Consider the following 15,486-nt stretch of genomic DNA (forward strand, 5'->3'; position numbering starts at 1 on the left):
GAGGAGGCATATGGGTAAGACAATAGCAGAAAAAATAATCGCCAGAGCGGCAAAGGAACCGGAAGTAAGGCCCGGCGATATCGTCTGGGCAGATGTGGACCGGGCGATGATGGACGATATACTCGGTCCGCGCATTCAGATCGCGGAACAGTTAAAAGAACTCGGGAAACCGGTATGGAATCCGGATAAGGTCGTCATAATCTCGGACCATTATACGCCGCCGGCAAGTATCCACCAGGCGGAGATCGTAAAATTTACGAGAGAGTGGGCGGCGGACAATGGGATTCAAAAGTATTACGAATTTGAGGGGCCGTGCCACCAGGTGATGGCAGAGACAGGGAATGTAAGGCCCGGGATGGTCGTGCTTGGAACCGATTCCCACACGTGCATGGGCGGAGCGCTGAATGCATTTGCGAGTGGAGTGGGTTCCACGGAAATGCTTGGTATCCTTGTCACAGGAAAGACGTGGCTTAAGGTCCCGGAGACGGTCAGAGTCCTCTGGGAAGGTGAATTATCCGCCAATGTGATGGCCAAGGATATCTCACTGCGTACGATCGGCACAGTCGGACATGCCGGGGCTACCTATATGTCTGTGGAGTATGACGGGCAGACGATCAGAGGACTGCCTGTGGACGAGCGTATGGCCATCACGAATATGGCAGTGGAGATGGGGGCAAAAGCAGGGCTTATGCCTTTTGACGATATAACAGAGGCTTATCTTGACAGCATCGGTGTAAAGGATTATGAACCATATCAAAGTGATGCGGACGCTTCTTTTTACCGGACGTATCAGTTCCGGGCGGAGGAGTTAAGGCCTCAGGTGGCATGTCCTCATGAGGTGGACCGCGTGACCGAGGCGGACAATGTAAGAGATGTAAAGATACAGCAGGCGTATCTTGGCTCCTGTACCGGGGGACGGCTGCATGACCTGAAGACGGCGGCAGCGTATCTGAAGGGGAAGAAAGTGGCCCCGGGCGTGAGACTTCTTATCTCTCCCGCGTCGAGAAGTATATGGAGAGAGGCAGGACGGCTTGGGTATCTCGATATCCTGGCAGAGGCGGGAGGAGTCATCATGGCGCCGACGTGCGGTGTGTGCGTGGGACTTCACAGCGGTCTGATCGCGGCGGGCGAGACGTGTATCTCTTCCAGCAACCGTAATTTTCTCGGTCGCATGGGGAGTAAGGAGGGACAGATCTATCTCGGCTCTCCTCTTACGGTGGCAGCGAGCGCGGCGGCGGGCTGTATCAGGGCGGCAGAAGAATAGGAGGGGACAGGGATATGACGGAAGGAAATGCGTTAAAGTATGGGAACAATATCAACACCGATATTATTTCGCCTCCCCAATATATGGAACTGCCGGTGGAGGAAGCGGCCAGATATGCCATGAGTGCGGTCGACCCGGATTTTTACAGGAAAGTCAGGAAGGGGGATATCTTTGTGGCGGGAAGCAATCTCGGTTCCGGATCCAGCAGAGAGACATCGCCGCTGACGCTCAAATATCTCGGTGTCAGCGTGGTGGCGGCCAAGTCATTTGCGCGGATCTTCTACCGGAATCTGATCAATGTGGGGATCCCTGCCATCGAATGCAGGGATACGGATAAAATAAGGGAAGGAGACCGGCTGAGGGTGGATGTGAAGGAAGGGTATATCTATAACCTGACGAGATCGGAACGGTACAAATGCCAGAAGCTTCCGGAGCATCTGATGAAGATCATCGAGGCCGGCGGACTGTTCCAGTATTTGAAAGAGGTGTGAGACAATGAACTATACGAAAGAGCTGCTGGGAAAATGCTGTGTAACATGCGGAGCGGATGAAGGCGTGTCCCCGATCCCCCAGGAAGGGGAGTTCATCCGGGCGAGGCAGATAACGGATATCTCCGGTTTCAGCCACGGTGTCGGAACGTGCGGCTTAAAGCAGGGGGCATGCAAGCTGTCACTGAATATCAAGGAGGGCGTGATCGAAGAAGCGCTTGTAGAAGTGCTTGGCTGTACCGGAATGACACATTCCGCGGCCATGGCATCGGAGATCCTGCCGGGTAAGACGATTCTGGAGGCGCTGAACACAGATCTCGTCTGCGATGCCATCAATGTAGCCATGCGCGAGATCTTTCTGGCGCTCGTCTACGGAAGGACACAGACGTCCTACTCAGAAGGAGGGCTCGATGTGGGGGCCGCGCTGGAGGATCTTGGACGGGGGCTTAAGAGTCAGGTGGGAACGGCATATGCCACACAATTAAAAGGGCCCCGCTATCTGGAGATGACGGAAGGCTATGTCACGAAGATGGCGCTGGATGAAGCGCGTGAGATCATCGGCTACGAGTATGTCAACATCGGACAGATGATGGAGGACATACGGCAGGGAGCGCAGGCGGACAAAGCGCTGAGAGATGCGACGGGAACAAGTGGAAGGTACGGGGAAGCGGCAGAGTATATCGACCCGCGAAAAGAGTAGGTGACAGTGATGGTTAAGTTTCAGAATATGGACAAAAAGATGGGGCAGATAGAGGCATTCTTAAAGCGATATGGCATGGATTCTCTCGATGAGGCAGGGGAGGTCTGCCTGTCCTGCGGCATGGATGTACCGGCCATAGTGAGGGAGATACAGCCGATCTGTTTTGACGATGCGTGCTGGGCGTACACAGCCGGGACGGCAGCCGCGCTCTCATCCGGGACGGCAGAAGCCAGGGAGGCGGCCCTTATCATGGGGGAAGCGCTGCAGGCGTTCTGTGTCAAAGGTTCGGTGGCAGATGAGAGACAGGTGGGCACCGGCCATGGCAGACTTGCCGCGATGGTGCTGTCAGAGGAGGTCAGATGCTTTGCTTTTCTGGCGGGGCACGAATCCTTTGCGGCGGCGGAGGGAGCGATCGGCATTGTACAGTCGGCGGACAAGGTGAGAAAGACGCCGCTGAAAGTTATATTAAACGGGCTGGGCAAAGACGCGGCCAGGATGATCTCCAGAATGAACGGATTTACATATGTAAAGACGCGGTTTGACTATAAGACGGATGAGCTGGCCATCCTGGAGGAGAAGTCTTACTCCGGCGGCGGGCGCGCCCGCATACGGTGCTATGGCGCCGACGATGTGAGAGAGGGCGTGGCTGTGATGGAGCGGGAAAATGTGGACGTGTCCATCTCCGGCAATGGCACAAATATGGTGCGGTTTACACATCTTGTGGCGGGGGCGTACAAGAAGAGATGTCTGGAGCGGAATAAGACATATTTTGCCTGCGCATCGGGGGGCGGCATCGGCAGAACGCTCGGTCCGGATGAGACCTCCGCGGGGCCGGCATCGTACGGCCTGACGGATTCCATGAGCAGGATGTACGGGGATACGACATTTGCAGGTTCCTCCTCTGTTCCGGCACACGTAGCCATGATGGGGTTTGTCGGAATGGGGAACAATCCCATGGTAGGGGCTACAGTCAGGCTGGCAGTGGCAGTTCAGGAGAGCAGAGACAAATGACAGGTGTTGGGGGGATGAACGTTGGATTACAAAATATTTGAGCAGCTCGATGGTCCACTCTATGGCAGGCGGGATATGGAGGACGGGCAGAATTATATGGAACGCATAATGAGGGCGGCCTTTCTCGGCGGGGCTAAAGAGGGAGAGGAGCGCATCTATGAGAAGATGCAGGGGACATTTGCAGGCTGCGATTTCCGCGGTAAAGCGCTGGAGATGGAATTTTACGTACAGGAGTGGGAGCTGAATCCGATGCTTTCGATGCACGGAGGACTTCTGACGACCGCGGTGGATATGACCTGCGGGATCCTCGTCCGCTTTTATAAGCAGTCGGTGAGCGCGGCAACGGTACATCTGTCTATGGATTTTTTGAAGCCTCTGCGCTGTGGAGAAGCTTTTACGGTCAGGGCCAGGATCAACAAACAGGGCAGGAGAATTATTTTTCTGACGGCAGAAGTCGTTCTGGCAGACAGCGGACAGACAGCGGCAACAGCATCCGGAACTTTTGTGTAACATTGGCAGAGCGGATGTTCATATAGAGAAAATATGTGAGAGAGGACAAGGATATGAAGCAGAATATGTTTAAAAACTTGATGTCGCCTGTGCAGATCAAAACGATGCAGGTGAAGAACAGGATCGTATTTCCGCCCATGAACACAAATTTATCTTCCGAGGACGGATGTGTTACGCCGCAGATGGAAGAGTATTATGTCAGAAGGGCCAAAGGAGGAGCCGGACTTATCATACTTGAGGCGGCGGGGATAGCGCCGGATACGAGAAACCATCCGAGACAGCCGATGATATGCGACAGGAAGTATACGGCATCCTGGGCAAGGCTTGTGGAACGGCTCCACCGCTACGGGGCGAAAGTCTCGGTAGAACTGGTCCATTATGGGAGCGAGGCGTCCATACCTCCAAGAGTATCTCCGTCCGGGATATCAAAATATAAGGATGCGCCGGGCAGAATATTGAGCGTGGAGGAGATCCACCGCATTCAGGAACAGTTCGCGGCCGCGGCGCTGTATGCGAAACAGGCGGGGATGGACGCCATTACATTGCACGGATGCCATGGCTATCTGATCGCAGAGTTTTTATCGCCTGTGTTCAACCATAGAAAAGATGAATACGGGGGAGATTTTACAAACAGGTGCAGATTTTTGCTTGAGATCATTGACAAATGCCGTAAGGCGCTCGGGCCTAAGTTTCCGATCATGGTGCGCTACAGCGCCGATGAGTTTGTGGAGGGCGGAAGAGACTTAGAAGAGTCTGTAACGCTTGCCAAAGTGCTCGAGAAGAACGGTGTGGACGCCATCGATCTCTCTGCTTCGCAGCCTTCCGCCTATCTCATGACGACGCCGCCTTACTGCCTCCCACAGGCAAAAGGGATGCTCGTGCCATATTCTGAGTCGGTCAGACGGGCAGTGGATATCCCGGTGTTTACGGCAATCGGAATTCGGGACCCGGAATACGCGGAGCAGATCATAGCCGAAGGGAAAGCAGATCTTATCGCGCTCGGCCGTCCGCAGCTTGCAGACCCTGATTATGCCTGTAAAGTGCAAAGCGGCAGGCCGGAGACCATCCGCCACTGTCTCTCCTGCGAGTATTGTCTCGACACGCTGGATGACGACAGACAGATCTGCTGTGCGGTAAATCCGGAGACAGGGCGGGAAATTGAATTTTCAGGCCGGAACGCAACGTGTTCCGGGCGGCCGTCTGAGCGCACCGGTCTGAACGAAGGCGCCGGTGTAAAAAGAGTTGTCGTTGCCGGGGGAGGTCCGGCGGGACTGGAGGCGGCCCGCGCCGCTGCGCTTAAAGGGCATGAGGTGATCTTGTTTGAGAAGCGGCCGCAGCTTGGCGGGACGCTGAACGCGGCCAAAGTGCCCCCTCATAAGGAGATGATCGGAAGACTCATAGACTGGTACTGCCGGGAACTTGCCGAACTGGGCGTGGAGGTGCGTCTTGGCACGGAAGCGGCAGAAGAGATGGTTGACGGTTTGAAGCCCGATGTACTGTTCCTTGCCTGCGGTTCTCATTACATAAAGCGGATCAAGGGGAGCGACCTCACAAATGTCATCAGCGCCTATGACGCGCTGACTGATCCGGACAGCGTAGGAGAGAACGTCGTCATTGTAGGCGGCGGAGCTTCGGGGGCCGAGGCAGCGGAATATTTCTCCGGCCAGCTGGTGGAGGTAGTCTGTCATGGAGCCGAATCGCTTGGAGGAAAGCTGAAGTTTGAGGCGAGAGAGCGGCCCGGGGCGGCGCCGGGGCATAAGATCACAGTCGTGGAAATGCTGGACAGTATATGCAGTGACATGGATGTATTCTGTAAAGAGACCGTTCTTTATACACTTGAGAAAAACGGCGTAAGGCTCTGTCCTTCCTGCAGAGTGGAGGAGATCACTGACACGGAGGTGCGCATTTTCAATCTGAAGGTAGAAAAAGAGGAAGTGCTGAAAGCAGATACGGTCATTCTGGCGGGAGGGCTGAAGCCGAACGGGCAGGAGGCATTTTCCGACAAGTCTTATCCGGTCGTCAGAATCGGGGATGCCGTGCAGGCGGGGAAAATTAAAGATGCTGTCTATAGTGCGTATGTACAGGCGGATCTTATATAGCATCTGTTTGAAGTTACAGTATCCCGGAGGGCCCACAGGAACGATCAAGGGGGCTTATCCGGGATTTGAACGAGGTATGGATATGAAAGATACGAAGAAAAACACGCTCAAAATCACAGCGGCGCTGTATGTTTTGATGTTTGTCTACGCTGTGTTTACGACGATGACGGGGACGCAGCTTCTTATCCTTGTGAGAGAGTTTGGGCTGGATCTGGCGGAAGGCGGAATATTTGCGGTGATCATTAACACGGGCTGCATCGGCGGGATCGTGCTGTCCGCATTCTTTATCGACCGGTTCGACAGCAGGCGTCTCGTGCTCCTGTCTTATTTTCTTCTGGGACTGCTGCTCATAGCAATTAAATTTTCCGGCTCCTATTACAGTTTTCTTATACTGCTGCTCTGGATCGGCGTCAGCATGAAATTTCTGGATGCTTCCCTGAATGCGTCCATATCAAGGCTGAACACGGCGAACAGCGGTTTCTACATGAATCTGCTGCACTGCAGCTTCGGGATCGGCGCGTTTGCAGGACCGCTGTTCACGACGGTGCTGATGGAGAACGGGACCGCCTGGCGGGATACATACTTTTACCTTGGTATCGTATGTATAGTGACAGGTCTGGTCTACTATGCCGTCCAGAAGGGGTACGCGACAGAGCCGGTGACAGACTGCGGCGGGAAGGAAAAGAGCGGGGGCGGACATGTTATCTGTCTCCGGGTGTTCTGCCTTATGGGGATCCTGCTCTTTTACTGCGGACACCAGATGGGCATCAACAGCTGGATGCCCGCATATATGCAGGAAACGCTTCATCTGCCTCCTGCGGCTTCCAATTTAAGCGTATCCGCATTCTGGGTCGGCCTTATTGTGAGCCGTCTCGTCAGCGCGGTCCTGACAAGATACACATCGGAGGAACGGATCCTGAAAGCAGGGCTTCTTGCAGGAACGGTGTTCCTTGCGGTTGGAGTCATGAGCAGACTCCCGGCGGCAACTGTGATCGGAGTGACCGGGGCAGGGCTCTTCTCTGGGGCATGCATACCACTTGTGCTCACGATCGGGTACAGCGCGTTCCCTTCGGCGCTGGGAAAGATATCCACCCTCCTCTTTCTCTGCATAGCAGGGGGAGCGGTCATATTCCCATGGCTCATGGGTATCAGCAGCAGAAGCTTCGGACTCTTCGGTGCCATGATGCTGGACACACTCTGCCTTGCAGCGGCGGCTGCCGCCGCCCTTATACTGCTGTCGAAGACAAAGATCAAGTAAATCGGGGACAGGGTATTTTGAATTGGGGACGGGGGATTTTTAAAAATCCCCCGTCCCCAATTCAAAATACCCTGTCCCCGATTTGCAGATGGCTGAAATCACATTTCTTTCACATTCTAATCACAAAATGCCCGTATTTTTCCAGTAATCTTTAGGTAGTTGATTTATGTATAACAGAGGTTACAGTTACAGGAGGAGACAATGGAGAATCAGGCAAAGAAGTGTTCGTTACATGTTCATGTAAAAGAATTAGGCCGGAAGTTTAACAGGGCCGGTAAGAAAAAATCGTTCTGGATCACGGCGGTGATTATCACCGTGCTCATCATAGCTATGGTCGTCGGACTTATAGTACGGGCGAAGGGTAAGAGCAGTCAGGCGGCGGAGATGACCGTCCAGTCAGCAACAGCGGAAAAGGGCAGCATCAGTACGACGGTGGCAGGCACAGGAACGCTTGGAAACGGGACGACGACAGATGTTGTAGTACCGACCGGTATCAAGGTCAAGGAAGTTCTTGTGGAGAGCGGAGATACAGTGGAGGAAGGGCAGACGCTGGCAACACTGGACGAGGCGTCCATTGCCGGGGAACTGCTGGAGGTGAAAGAGAGCAAAGCGAGTGTGCAGGAACAGATCGACAGTCTGTCAAGTGACGGGGAAGATTTCAGCACGACAGAATATCTTGAGGCAAAGGTGCTGTACGGACAGATGGAGGAACTTGAGGCCGCGCAGTCAGCTCTCAATACGCTGCTGGAGACGAAGGCGGTGACGGCGTCGTGCGCAGGTACAGTGGACAGTGTCAATGTCTCAGCGGACACGGAGATCACGCAGAGTTCAGCGTCCGAAGCAGGAGGAAATTCCGGAGGATCTGAAAATGGAAATGTATCGTCAGCCTCAGCCGGAACATCGGCAATGTCCGGCACGGGCAGCAATTCTGAGATCATTCTGCTTTCTGCGGCCGATGGAATATCAGCGGTCCAGAACATTTCAGACTGCAGTCTTACGGTAGAAGCACCGGAGACCGGGCAGAAGCCTCAGTCTGATATAAAAGAAACGGCGGAATATGCGGGAACTATCACATGGAACTGCGCAACAAGTGTATATCAGCCTGATACAGTTTACACAGCGACGATAAAGCTGACTGCAAAAAGTGGATATGAGTTTTCGGCTAATATTATCCCGGAAGTAAAAGGGGCCGACGTCACGAGTGAAGTGCGTAAAAGTGATTCCGGAGACAGCATCCTGCAGATAAAGGCCAGGTTTGCCAAGACAGCCGCAGCACAAGGCACGGATGATACAAAGAAGGACAGCCAGAACAACGCTTCTTCATCGGCAGGCTCCGCAGGCGGCGCGGAAAGCAAGAGTTCCGGGACGGCCGCGGGGGCATCGTCTGGAAATGCTGTGGGATCAGAAAGCGCCGGTGCAGGAAACGGTACTTCGGGCGATGGCAGCACATCCGGCAGCGATGCCGGCACTTCAGGCAGCAGTGAGTACAGCGCATATGAGACAGCAGCGTTTACGATAGCATCGGGAGATAATGTTACCGTTTCTATCAATGTAGATGAGCTGGATATCCTTTCGGTGGAAGAGGGGCAGCCGGCCTCTGTCGTTCTGGACGCGCTGGATGGACAGGAATTTGAAGGCACGATCACAAAGGTAGCTCTGACAGCATCTTCAGGGAGCAGCAGTGCAAAATATCCGGTGGAAATTACGGTGGATAAAACAGAGGACATGATGCTCGGCATGAGCGCGTCGGCGACCATCCACATAGAGGAATCGGAAAATGCGGTACTCATTCCGGTCAGCGCACTTCAGGAAAAAGGGAACAGCACTTTTGTATATACGGGAAAGGATGAAGATGGAAATCTGACGGACGCGGCAGAAGTAGAGACCGGACTGTCCAATGGAAGTCAGGTAGAGATTGTAAGCGGACTGAGCGAAGGGGATACGGTCTATTATCTGAAGGCCGGCAGTACCGGCACAGCAGAATCCGGCGGCATGATGAACGGGCAGGACGGGATGATGCAGGATGGAGGAAATATGCCGGGCGGCGGACAGATGCAGGACGGTGAAAAGCCTGATATGGGCAGCATGCCTCAAGGCGGGCCGGGCAACAGGTCAGAACAATAAGGGGGACAGAGATGATCACATTTCATGAGGTATCTAAGATATATCATATTGGTGAGACGGAAGTGCGCGCCCTCGACCGCGCCAGCATGCAGATAGAGGAAGGAGAATTCGTCAGCATAGCGGGTCCTTCCGGAAGCGGCAAATCTACGATGATGAATATCATAGGATGTCTCGATATGGCGGACGAGGGGACTTATACGCTGGACGGTCAGGCTATTGAAGAATACACGGAATCGGAACTTGCGCGCATACGAAATAAAAAGATAGGGTTTATCTTTCAGAGCTTTCATTTAATTGGAAATATGACAGCGGCAGAAAATATAGAATTACCGCTGATCTACCAGAGGATAGCAAAGACTGAAAGAAGAGAGCGGGTAGAGGAAGCTCTGTCAAAAGTACGGCTGGAAGGGCGGGGGAGACACAGACCGAATGAACTGTCGGGAGGCCAGCAGCAGAGAGTAGCTATTGCAAGGGCGATCGCTGCGCGCCCGTCACTTTTCCTGGCCGATGAGCCGACGGGAAACCTGGATTCCAAAACGGGAGAAGGGATTATGGAGCTGTTCCATGAGCTGCATGAGCAAGGCAGTACGATCGTGCTTATCACTCACGATGACTCGGTAGCCAGACAGGCTGAAAGGAGTATTCATATACTGGATGGCCGGGTAAAGGAGGTAAAAGTATGATACTGCAGGCAGTAAAAATGGCATGGAAATCTATTGCCTCCAACAAGATGCGTTCCTTTCTGACTATGCTTGGCATTATTATCGGTGTCATGTCGCTTGTCGTGCTCGTATCGCTTGTGAGCGGGACAACAGAATCAGTTGAAGATCAGATTTCCAGCATCGGAAATAACATGTTGACAGTTACGGTACAGGATGACAAAGGCAGGCCGCTGAAGCTGTCAGAAGTAACCGCACTGGCAGAAAACGAAGAGATAGAATCAGCGGCGCCGGTTGCGCAAAGCAGTGTGACGGCGGCCAGCGCTTACTCGGAAGAAAATGCCGCTCTCTATGGGACAACGGGCGCTTATTATGACATTCAGGGCCTGGAATTGTATGCGGGCCGGTTTATCAAAAATACAGATATAGAGAACCACACGAATGTGGCGGTTATCAATGCCGGCCTTGCCAGAGAGGTGATGGGAAGGATGGATGTGGCCGGAGAGACGGTAAAGCTTAACGGGACAGAGTATCAGATCATCGGTGTGCTGGCCGCCAAGGACAGTGATTCCAGCACTACAGAAAACTATGAGGCTTATATCCCCTACACATCGCTGATTCGTATGGCAGACGATGTATCGTCTGACGTGACGACGTTTTGCGCATCCGCGGCAAGTGAGGAGACACTGGACAAAGCAGAGAGCGTCCTGAATGATACTTTGATGGAACGGTTCGGTCAGGATGAGGACGCTTTTACCGTTATCAATCAGTCCACAGTCATGGAAGCGATGCAGAACGTCACCAACACACTGGCGCTTCTTCTTGGAGGTATCGCAGCGATCTCTCTGCTCGTGGGAGGCATCGGTATTATGAACATCATGCTCGTGTCAGTCACGGAGCGTACGCGCGAGATAGGGATACGTAAGGCGGTCGGCGCGGGAAAAGGGACCATTATGCTTCAGTTCCTCGTGGAGGCGCTCATGATCAGCCTGATGGGATGTGCTGTAGGGATCTTTCTGTCCTGGATCACGCTTCGGGTCATATCAGGAGTGGGGGGAGAGGATATGAACTATTCACTGCGCCTGGGAGTGGTGTGGATATCGATCGCATTTTCCATGGGGCTCGGCATTATCTTTGGCATATATCCGGCAGATAAAGCCGCCAGAAAACAGCCGATCGAAGCGCTCAGATATGTCGGGTAGGCCTCAGTTGGTGACAGATATAGAGAAAGTATGTTTCTGCCGGCCGGAAGAATAAAAAATGTGGTATCCTTACAAAGAGGTGAGGAGAATGTATAGATACGACAGCAAAAAGCAAAGAACATCTCAGCCGATACAGAGGCTGAAAACATACACGATACAGGACTTTACGGTTTCTGCCGCTGTGCCACATACGGTAACGCCTCTTGATGCAAATCTGATGACAAATGCACAGAACATTGATGCCAGAAAGCGGGTAAGGCCCAGGGACGCTGCTTTTGCCCCAAAAAATATCGGTTTCATCCCGTCCAAAGGTTCCGCAGCCGTACATGCAGGCATCCAGAATCTGCAAGGGATAGCGCCCGCAGAGTCCCTTATTCTGGTAAGTCATGGAGAACCGCCGGAAAGCGCTGTCCTGGAAGGTGAATTTGGTGGTTACAGAGCCGGAGAGCTGGCGCTGCTACTTCAATTCAACAATATTCTACCGGCAAATTACAGCGGTGAAATATATTTAGACGGATGCGATACAGGGCAGAGATTCCAGAATCAGCAAGGGACTTCCTATATCGAACATTTTAAACAGGAACTGCAGGCCGCCTATGCAGCGGCCAACGTTAATCTGGGCAATTTTACAGTTAAAGGAAATATCGGGGAAGCAGTGACAACTGCAGCCGGGCGGGAACGTATTGATATATCTGCTGTAAACATGGATCAGTTCAATGATAGAGCCCGAGAATTGCTCAGAAACGACGCAGGGAATCACTATCACGGAAAGTATGGTGTGGCTGCCTCCGGCCATGTGACGGGAACCCATCTGAGATGGACCGATGCCGGCGGAACGAGAGGCCAGGTGCTCGGAAAAGCCGGAAAGCTGGTAGTTTAAGCGCGCATAGTATCATCAAGGGATAAAAAGGGACAGACGGCCCGGGAGGCCAGTCTGTCCCTTGTATGATACACGGTTATAATTTAATTTTCATGACATCCACATCCAGATCCCAGAGGAACTTATCCAAGTCTTTGAAAGAGAGGAACACAGTCGCTGTGTTTTCCAGCGGGTGGATTCCGAGGCTCTTGCATCGTCCGAGATCTTTATCGATAAAGAATTCCACCGCATGGTCGGTGTCGTTCATAAGCCCGAACGGGGAGACACTGCCCTGCTTAAGTCCAAGATACTGTTCCAGCCGCTCTTCGGAGGCAAAGCTTAAGTTGCCTGCGCCAAGGGCCCGTCCGAGTGATTTCAGGTCGACGGTCTTTTTCTCATCACATGTTACGAGAAAGTGGCGTTTACCTTTAGCGTCGCGCAGAAACAGGTTCTTGCAGAGCGTTCCTTTGGCAGGAAGCCCAAGACGGTCCATATCCTCCATCGTGTGTACCGGTTCATGTTCCACCACTTCATACTTGATGTTCAGCTTGTTCAGTGCGTCGTATACGCGTTGCTTTTGATTTTCCATGTCTCTTTCTCCTTTCTTAATTCGGATAGTGCACGACGATGCATGCAGTTATCATTCCTTTTCCTGTATTTTTGTAAATGTAGTCGTCAAAGGCGTTGTAAGCGGCAGAATCGCCTGCTTCCAACACATATTCCCTGTCCTTGAATATAAGTGTCAGCTGTCCGCTGTACACAGTGATAAATTCCCGTGTGCCTGCCATCTGCCTGTTGCCTGCCATCTGCCCGCCTTCGTCGAATTCAAAGTCAAAGATCTCAAAGTCCTGTCCGTCCCGGAAGCTGAAGACCGGATAGAGCCGGTAGCGGCCGTCATCACTGACAAGGGGAGAGACTTCGGCTTTGCTCGTCTGGGAAAACGGTGTCGGCTTCGGTGCGGTAAACGCAGTCACCGGTACTTTCAGGCCGAGAGAAAGTTTGTATACAGTGGAAATGGTAGGGTTTACCTCACCCCGTTCCAGCTGGCTCAGCATGCTTTTGCTGATGGACGTGAGGGAAGATGTCTGTTCAAGGCTCAGCGCCTTGGATCTGCGAATTTCTTTTAAGTTATCTGCGATCAGCTGGTTTAAATCTTCCAAATGAATCCCTCCCTCATATTCCAGTATATAGAATTTTTTTCTATTATATTGCAAACCAGAAAAAAAGTAAAGACAGGTTATGATTAATTTCATAATAGACAGTAAAATTGCCCTGTGTTAGAATTAAGATATATTGATAAAGACGGAATAATCGTGAAGGAATGATCAGGTATGAAGGTAAGTGAGAGACTGGAAATTATTATAGAAGAAGTTCAGGAAAAGGGGCAGGTAAAGGTGGCCGACCTGAGCGGACGGCTCGGCTGCTCAGAGGTGACGATAAGGAATGATATCCGCAGGCTCGATCAGCAGGGAGTTCTGAAAAAGACGTACGGCGGGGCGGTCAGGAAAGAGGAAGGGCTGTCTGTGCAGTTCAATCCGGGAGAGTTTTATCTCAACAGCAGGGAAAAGCATCGTATAGCCGTGCGTGCCTATGAATATATAGGCAACAAGGAATCCATTATTATAGATGATTCCACCACGGGCTGTTATCTTGCTAAACATATAAAGGAACATGAGGAAAAGCAGATGACTGTCGTGACAAATTCTCTGTACTGTGCTGCTGAACTGTCATCTGCCAGACATGTGGAGCTGTTCATGGTGGGGGGATATGTGATGGCCAATCCGCCGTCCGCGCTTGATAATATCACTGCCGGTGGAGTTAAGCAGTTCCACGTTGACAAGGCTTTTGTCGGCGTGAACGGGATTAATCTGAATATCGGCCTCACTTCTATGGGGGCGCCGCAGATGGAGGTAAAACGTGAGATGATCCGAGCGGCGGATGAGACATACGTCATAGCGGACAGCTCCAAATTCGGCAGCGGCAATCTGTTCACGGTATGTACGATGGATGATGTGAGCCGGATCATCACCGATGACGGCGTCTCAAAAGAAAAGGTTGCTCTCGCCAGGAAGCTGAACATAGAGATGGATCTTGTATAAAAGTTCATTTTTTTATTTTGTGTGCGGTGATAACAGTGTAACTGTGAGCATGGATCGTAAGAATGCAGCCATTTACTCTGACATACCAGTTTTTTCCGCTCCTTGTGACGGAGGCATCGGGTTGCTTTATACTCAGTTTGCACCATTCTATAACTTCATCCGTGTCTAAAGAAAGATTTTTCTTGATCCGCACGGCTCCTAAATCTGTCGTATGTAATTTGTCCAGGTTTGAAAGTAATTCATTAGTTGTATACATTAAAAAAATCTCCTTATTTTCTCTGAAAATAATGCGCAGCAGAATAAAGATGATTAAGCGTCGTGAAGCGGCAGGAAGAGCGGGATCAGACAACTGTGTCTGTCCGTCTCTTTTTGCCGAGTCACAGGCGGTAACAGAACATGATGCTGAAGCCATACGCATGTTTTTGATCTGCCATATATTGTTAGTACATTTGATATCCTCAGTACAATTCTGATCGTATATAGAATATCATATTTTGATGAAGCGTGCCAAGGCAGCCTTTTTGTTTTTATATATAACAAAGAGACAGGCTACTGAGATTAATAGTATACTACGTCACTGCAAAAAGGAGTAAGAATTGTGGGTGATCCAACAAAGTTTAGTAACTTGATTACTTATTATATTTTTAATTTGGGATTTGTAATTTTAATTCTTTCTGAGTTATTCATTTTCATATACACATATCAAAAGAAAGAAAAGAAAGGATTTGATACAGATAAAGGAACAAAATGGCTATTATATATAAACTCTTTCTTCTGCATTTTCATAAGTCTTATTTTAGTGAGCAAGCAAGTGCCCTCCGATATTAAAGATACTATGTTTCCGCCCATATTTTCCTTTATAGGTATATGTATTATTTATATTGGTATTGTCATTCGAGTAGGTGCGGTTCTATCATTAAAAAGAAATTTTACATTGGATGTTCAAACAAAAAACTCACAACAACTAATAAAAACAGGTCTATATAAATATATACGACACCCAGCTTATACAGGAAGTATACTAAGTTTATTAGGTATTTCACTAGCGTTTAAAAATATATATGCAACTATCTTTGTATTTATTAGCTGTATGATATGTTACCATATTCGGATTAGAATAGAGGAAAAGGTATTACTTAACCATTTTAAAGAAGAATACTGTAATTATAAACGACACACTAAGAAACTATTTCCAAAGATATATTAAACTAAA

At 51.0% G+C, this 15,486-nt stretch carries 16 protein-coding genes; 13 read left to right on the top strand and 3 right to left on the bottom strand.

The window, feature by feature from the left end:
- Positions 1 to 10 precede the first annotated feature (10 nt).
- The 11 genes from LAJLEIBI_RS06215 (at position 11) to LAJLEIBI_RS06265 (ending at position 12,195) form a co-directional block, all read left to right on the top strand.
- A complete protein-coding gene (locus LAJLEIBI_RS06215) occupies positions 11 to 1,264 on the top strand; it encodes a 3-isopropylmalate dehydratase large subunit (protein WP_006443661.1) in 1,254 nt (417 codons plus the stop codon).
- Between the two features lie 14 nt (positions 1,265 to 1,278).
- Complete coding sequence (locus tag LAJLEIBI_RS06220) at positions 1,279 to 1,755, top strand: LeuD/DmdB family oxidoreductase small subunit (protein ID WP_006443662.1); 477 nt, start codon at positions 1,279 to 1,281, stop codon at positions 1,753 to 1,755.
- 4 nt (positions 1,756 to 1,759) lie between these two features.
- Positions 1,760 to 2,452: an iron-sulfur cluster assembly scaffold protein gene (locus tag LAJLEIBI_RS06225; RefSeq protein ID WP_006443663.1), complete on the top strand. Its 693-nt coding sequence runs from the start codon at positions 1,760 to 1,762 to the stop codon at positions 2,450 to 2,452.
- Between the two features lie 9 nt (positions 2,453 to 2,461).
- Positions 2,462 to 3,463 carry a GGGtGRT protein gene (locus LAJLEIBI_RS06230; RefSeq protein WP_006443664.1) on the top strand — a complete coding sequence of 334 codons (1,002 nt, stop codon included), beginning with the start codon at positions 2,462 to 2,464 and terminating at the stop codon, positions 3,461 to 3,463.
- Positions 3,464 to 3,484: 21 nt separating this feature from the next.
- Positions 3,485 to 3,973: a PaaI family thioesterase gene (locus tag LAJLEIBI_RS06235; protein WP_006443665.1), complete on the top strand. Its 489-nt coding sequence runs from the start codon at positions 3,485 to 3,487 to the stop codon at positions 3,971 to 3,973.
- A gap of 53 nt (positions 3,974 to 4,026) precedes the next feature.
- Positions 4,027 to 6,072 carry an oxidoreductase gene (locus LAJLEIBI_RS06240; RefSeq protein WP_050765519.1) on the top strand — a complete coding sequence of 682 codons (2,046 nt, stop codon included), beginning with the start codon at positions 4,027 to 4,029 and terminating at the stop codon, positions 6,070 to 6,072.
- 7 nt (positions 6,073 to 6,079) lie between these two features.
- A complete protein-coding gene (locus tag LAJLEIBI_RS06245) occupies positions 6,080 to 7,330 on the top strand; it encodes an MFS transporter (RefSeq protein ID WP_167534358.1) in 1,251 nt (416 codons plus the stop codon).
- A 201-nt stretch (positions 7,331 to 7,531) separates the two neighbouring features.
- Positions 7,532 to 9,454, top strand: coding sequence for a permuted SH3 domain-containing protein (locus LAJLEIBI_RS06250; RefSeq protein WP_006443669.1), 1,923 nt, complete (start codon positions 7,532 to 7,534; stop codon positions 9,452 to 9,454).
- A gap of 11 nt (positions 9,455 to 9,465) precedes the next feature.
- The gene (locus LAJLEIBI_RS06255; protein ID WP_006443670.1) at positions 9,466 to 10,137 is read left to right on the top strand and encodes an ABC transporter ATP-binding protein; all 672 of its coding nucleotides are present in this window, start codon (positions 9,466 to 9,468) and stop codon (positions 10,135 to 10,137) included.
- Entirely contained in the window at positions 10,134 to 11,315 is a 1,182-nt protein-coding gene (locus LAJLEIBI_RS06260; RefSeq protein ID WP_006443671.1) for an ABC transporter permease, read from the top strand. Before LAJLEIBI_RS06255 ends, LAJLEIBI_RS06260 begins: the two co-directional genes overlap by 4 nt.
- An 88-nt stretch (positions 11,316 to 11,403) precedes the next feature.
- On the top strand, positions 11,404 to 12,195 hold the full coding sequence (locus LAJLEIBI_RS06265; protein ID WP_040435139.1) for a hypothetical protein: 792 nt from the start codon (positions 11,404 to 11,406) through the stop codon (positions 12,193 to 12,195).
- A 76-nt stretch (positions 12,196 to 12,271) separates the two neighbouring features.
- Here LAJLEIBI_RS06265 and LAJLEIBI_RS06270 read toward each other — a convergent pair whose 3' ends face one another.
- Together LAJLEIBI_RS06270 and LAJLEIBI_RS06275 are read right to left on the bottom strand one after the other, a co-directional pair.
- Complete coding sequence (locus LAJLEIBI_RS06270; RefSeq protein WP_006443674.1) at positions 12,272 to 12,763, bottom strand: prolyl-tRNA synthetase associated domain-containing protein; 492 nt, start codon at positions 12,761 to 12,763, stop codon at positions 12,272 to 12,274.
- A 16-nt stretch (positions 12,764 to 12,779) separates the two neighbouring features.
- The gene (locus LAJLEIBI_RS06275; protein ID WP_040435140.1) at positions 12,780 to 13,334 is read right to left on the bottom strand and encodes a helix-turn-helix domain-containing protein; all 555 of its coding nucleotides are present in this window, start codon (positions 13,332 to 13,334) and stop codon (positions 12,780 to 12,782) included.
- Positions 13,335 to 13,505: 171 nt separating this feature from the next.
- Here LAJLEIBI_RS06275 and LAJLEIBI_RS06280 point away from each other — a divergent pair, with 171 nt between their 5' ends.
- Entirely contained in the window at positions 13,506 to 14,273 is a 768-nt protein-coding gene (locus LAJLEIBI_RS06280) for a DeoR/GlpR family DNA-binding transcription regulator (protein WP_006443678.1), read from the top strand.
- A 4-nt stretch (positions 14,274 to 14,277) separates the two neighbouring features.
- On the opposite strand, the gene LAJLEIBI_RS19905 is transcribed toward LAJLEIBI_RS06280, so the two are convergent.
- Positions 14,278 to 14,685, bottom strand: a complete 408-nt coding sequence (locus tag LAJLEIBI_RS19905; RefSeq protein WP_330580193.1) for a DUF3781 domain-containing protein — start codon at positions 14,683 to 14,685, stop codon at positions 14,278 to 14,280.
- A gap of 186 nt (positions 14,686 to 14,871) precedes the next feature.
- Between LAJLEIBI_RS19905 and LAJLEIBI_RS06290 the strand changes: the two genes are divergently transcribed.
- On the top strand, positions 14,872 to 15,480 hold the full coding sequence (locus LAJLEIBI_RS06290; protein WP_006443682.1) for a methyltransferase family protein: 609 nt from the start codon (positions 14,872 to 14,874) through the stop codon (positions 15,478 to 15,480).
- Positions 15,481 to 15,486 lie beyond the last annotated feature (6 nt).

Source organism: [Clostridium] hylemonae DSM 15053 (genome assembly GCF_008281175.1).
GTDB classification, from domain to species: domain Bacteria; phylum Bacillota; class Clostridia; order Lachnospirales; family Lachnospiraceae; genus Extibacter; species Extibacter hylemonae.

Excerpts from the sequence above, each read along its gene's own strand:
- LAJLEIBI_RS06220 (WP_006443662.1), top strand. The coding sequence starts at position 1,279 with ATGACGGAAGGAAATGCGTTAAAGTATGGGAACAATATCAACACCGAT.
- LAJLEIBI_RS06230 (WP_006443664.1), top strand. The coding sequence starts at position 2,462 with ATGGTTAAGTTTCAGAATATGGACAAAAAGATGGGGCAGATAGAGGCA.
- LAJLEIBI_RS06215 (WP_006443661.1), top strand. The coding sequence starts at position 11 with ATGGGTAAGACAATAGCAGAAAAAATAATCGCCAGAGCGGCAAAGGAA.
- LAJLEIBI_RS06260 (WP_006443671.1), top strand. The coding sequence starts at position 10,134 with ATGATACTGCAGGCAGTAAAAATGGCATGGAAATCTATTGCCTCCAAC.
- LAJLEIBI_RS06280 (WP_006443678.1), top strand. The coding sequence starts at position 13,506 with ATGAAGGTAAGTGAGAGACTGGAAATTATTATAGAAGAAGTTCAGGAA.
- LAJLEIBI_RS06265 (WP_040435139.1), top strand. The coding sequence starts at position 11,404 with ATGTATAGATACGACAGCAAAAAGCAAAGAACATCTCAGCCGATACAG.
- LAJLEIBI_RS06250 (WP_006443669.1), top strand. The coding sequence starts at position 7,532 with ATGGAGAATCAGGCAAAGAAGTGTTCGTTACATGTTCATGTAAAAGAA.
- LAJLEIBI_RS06270 (WP_006443674.1), bottom strand. The coding sequence starts at position 12,763 with ATGGAAAATCAAAAGCAACGCGTATACGACGCACTGAACAAGCTGAAC.
- LAJLEIBI_RS06240 (WP_050765519.1), top strand. The coding sequence starts at position 4,027 with ATGAAGCAGAATATGTTTAAAAACTTGATGTCGCCTGTGCAGATCAAA.
- LAJLEIBI_RS19905 (WP_330580193.1), bottom strand. The coding sequence starts at position 14,685 with ATGGCTTCAGCATCATGTTCTGTTACCGCCTGTGACTCGGCAAAAAGA.
- LAJLEIBI_RS06225 (WP_006443663.1), top strand. The coding sequence starts at position 1,760 with ATGAACTATACGAAAGAGCTGCTGGGAAAATGCTGTGTAACATGCGGA.
- LAJLEIBI_RS06255 (WP_006443670.1), top strand. The coding sequence starts at position 9,466 with ATGATCACATTTCATGAGGTATCTAAGATATATCATATTGGTGAGACG.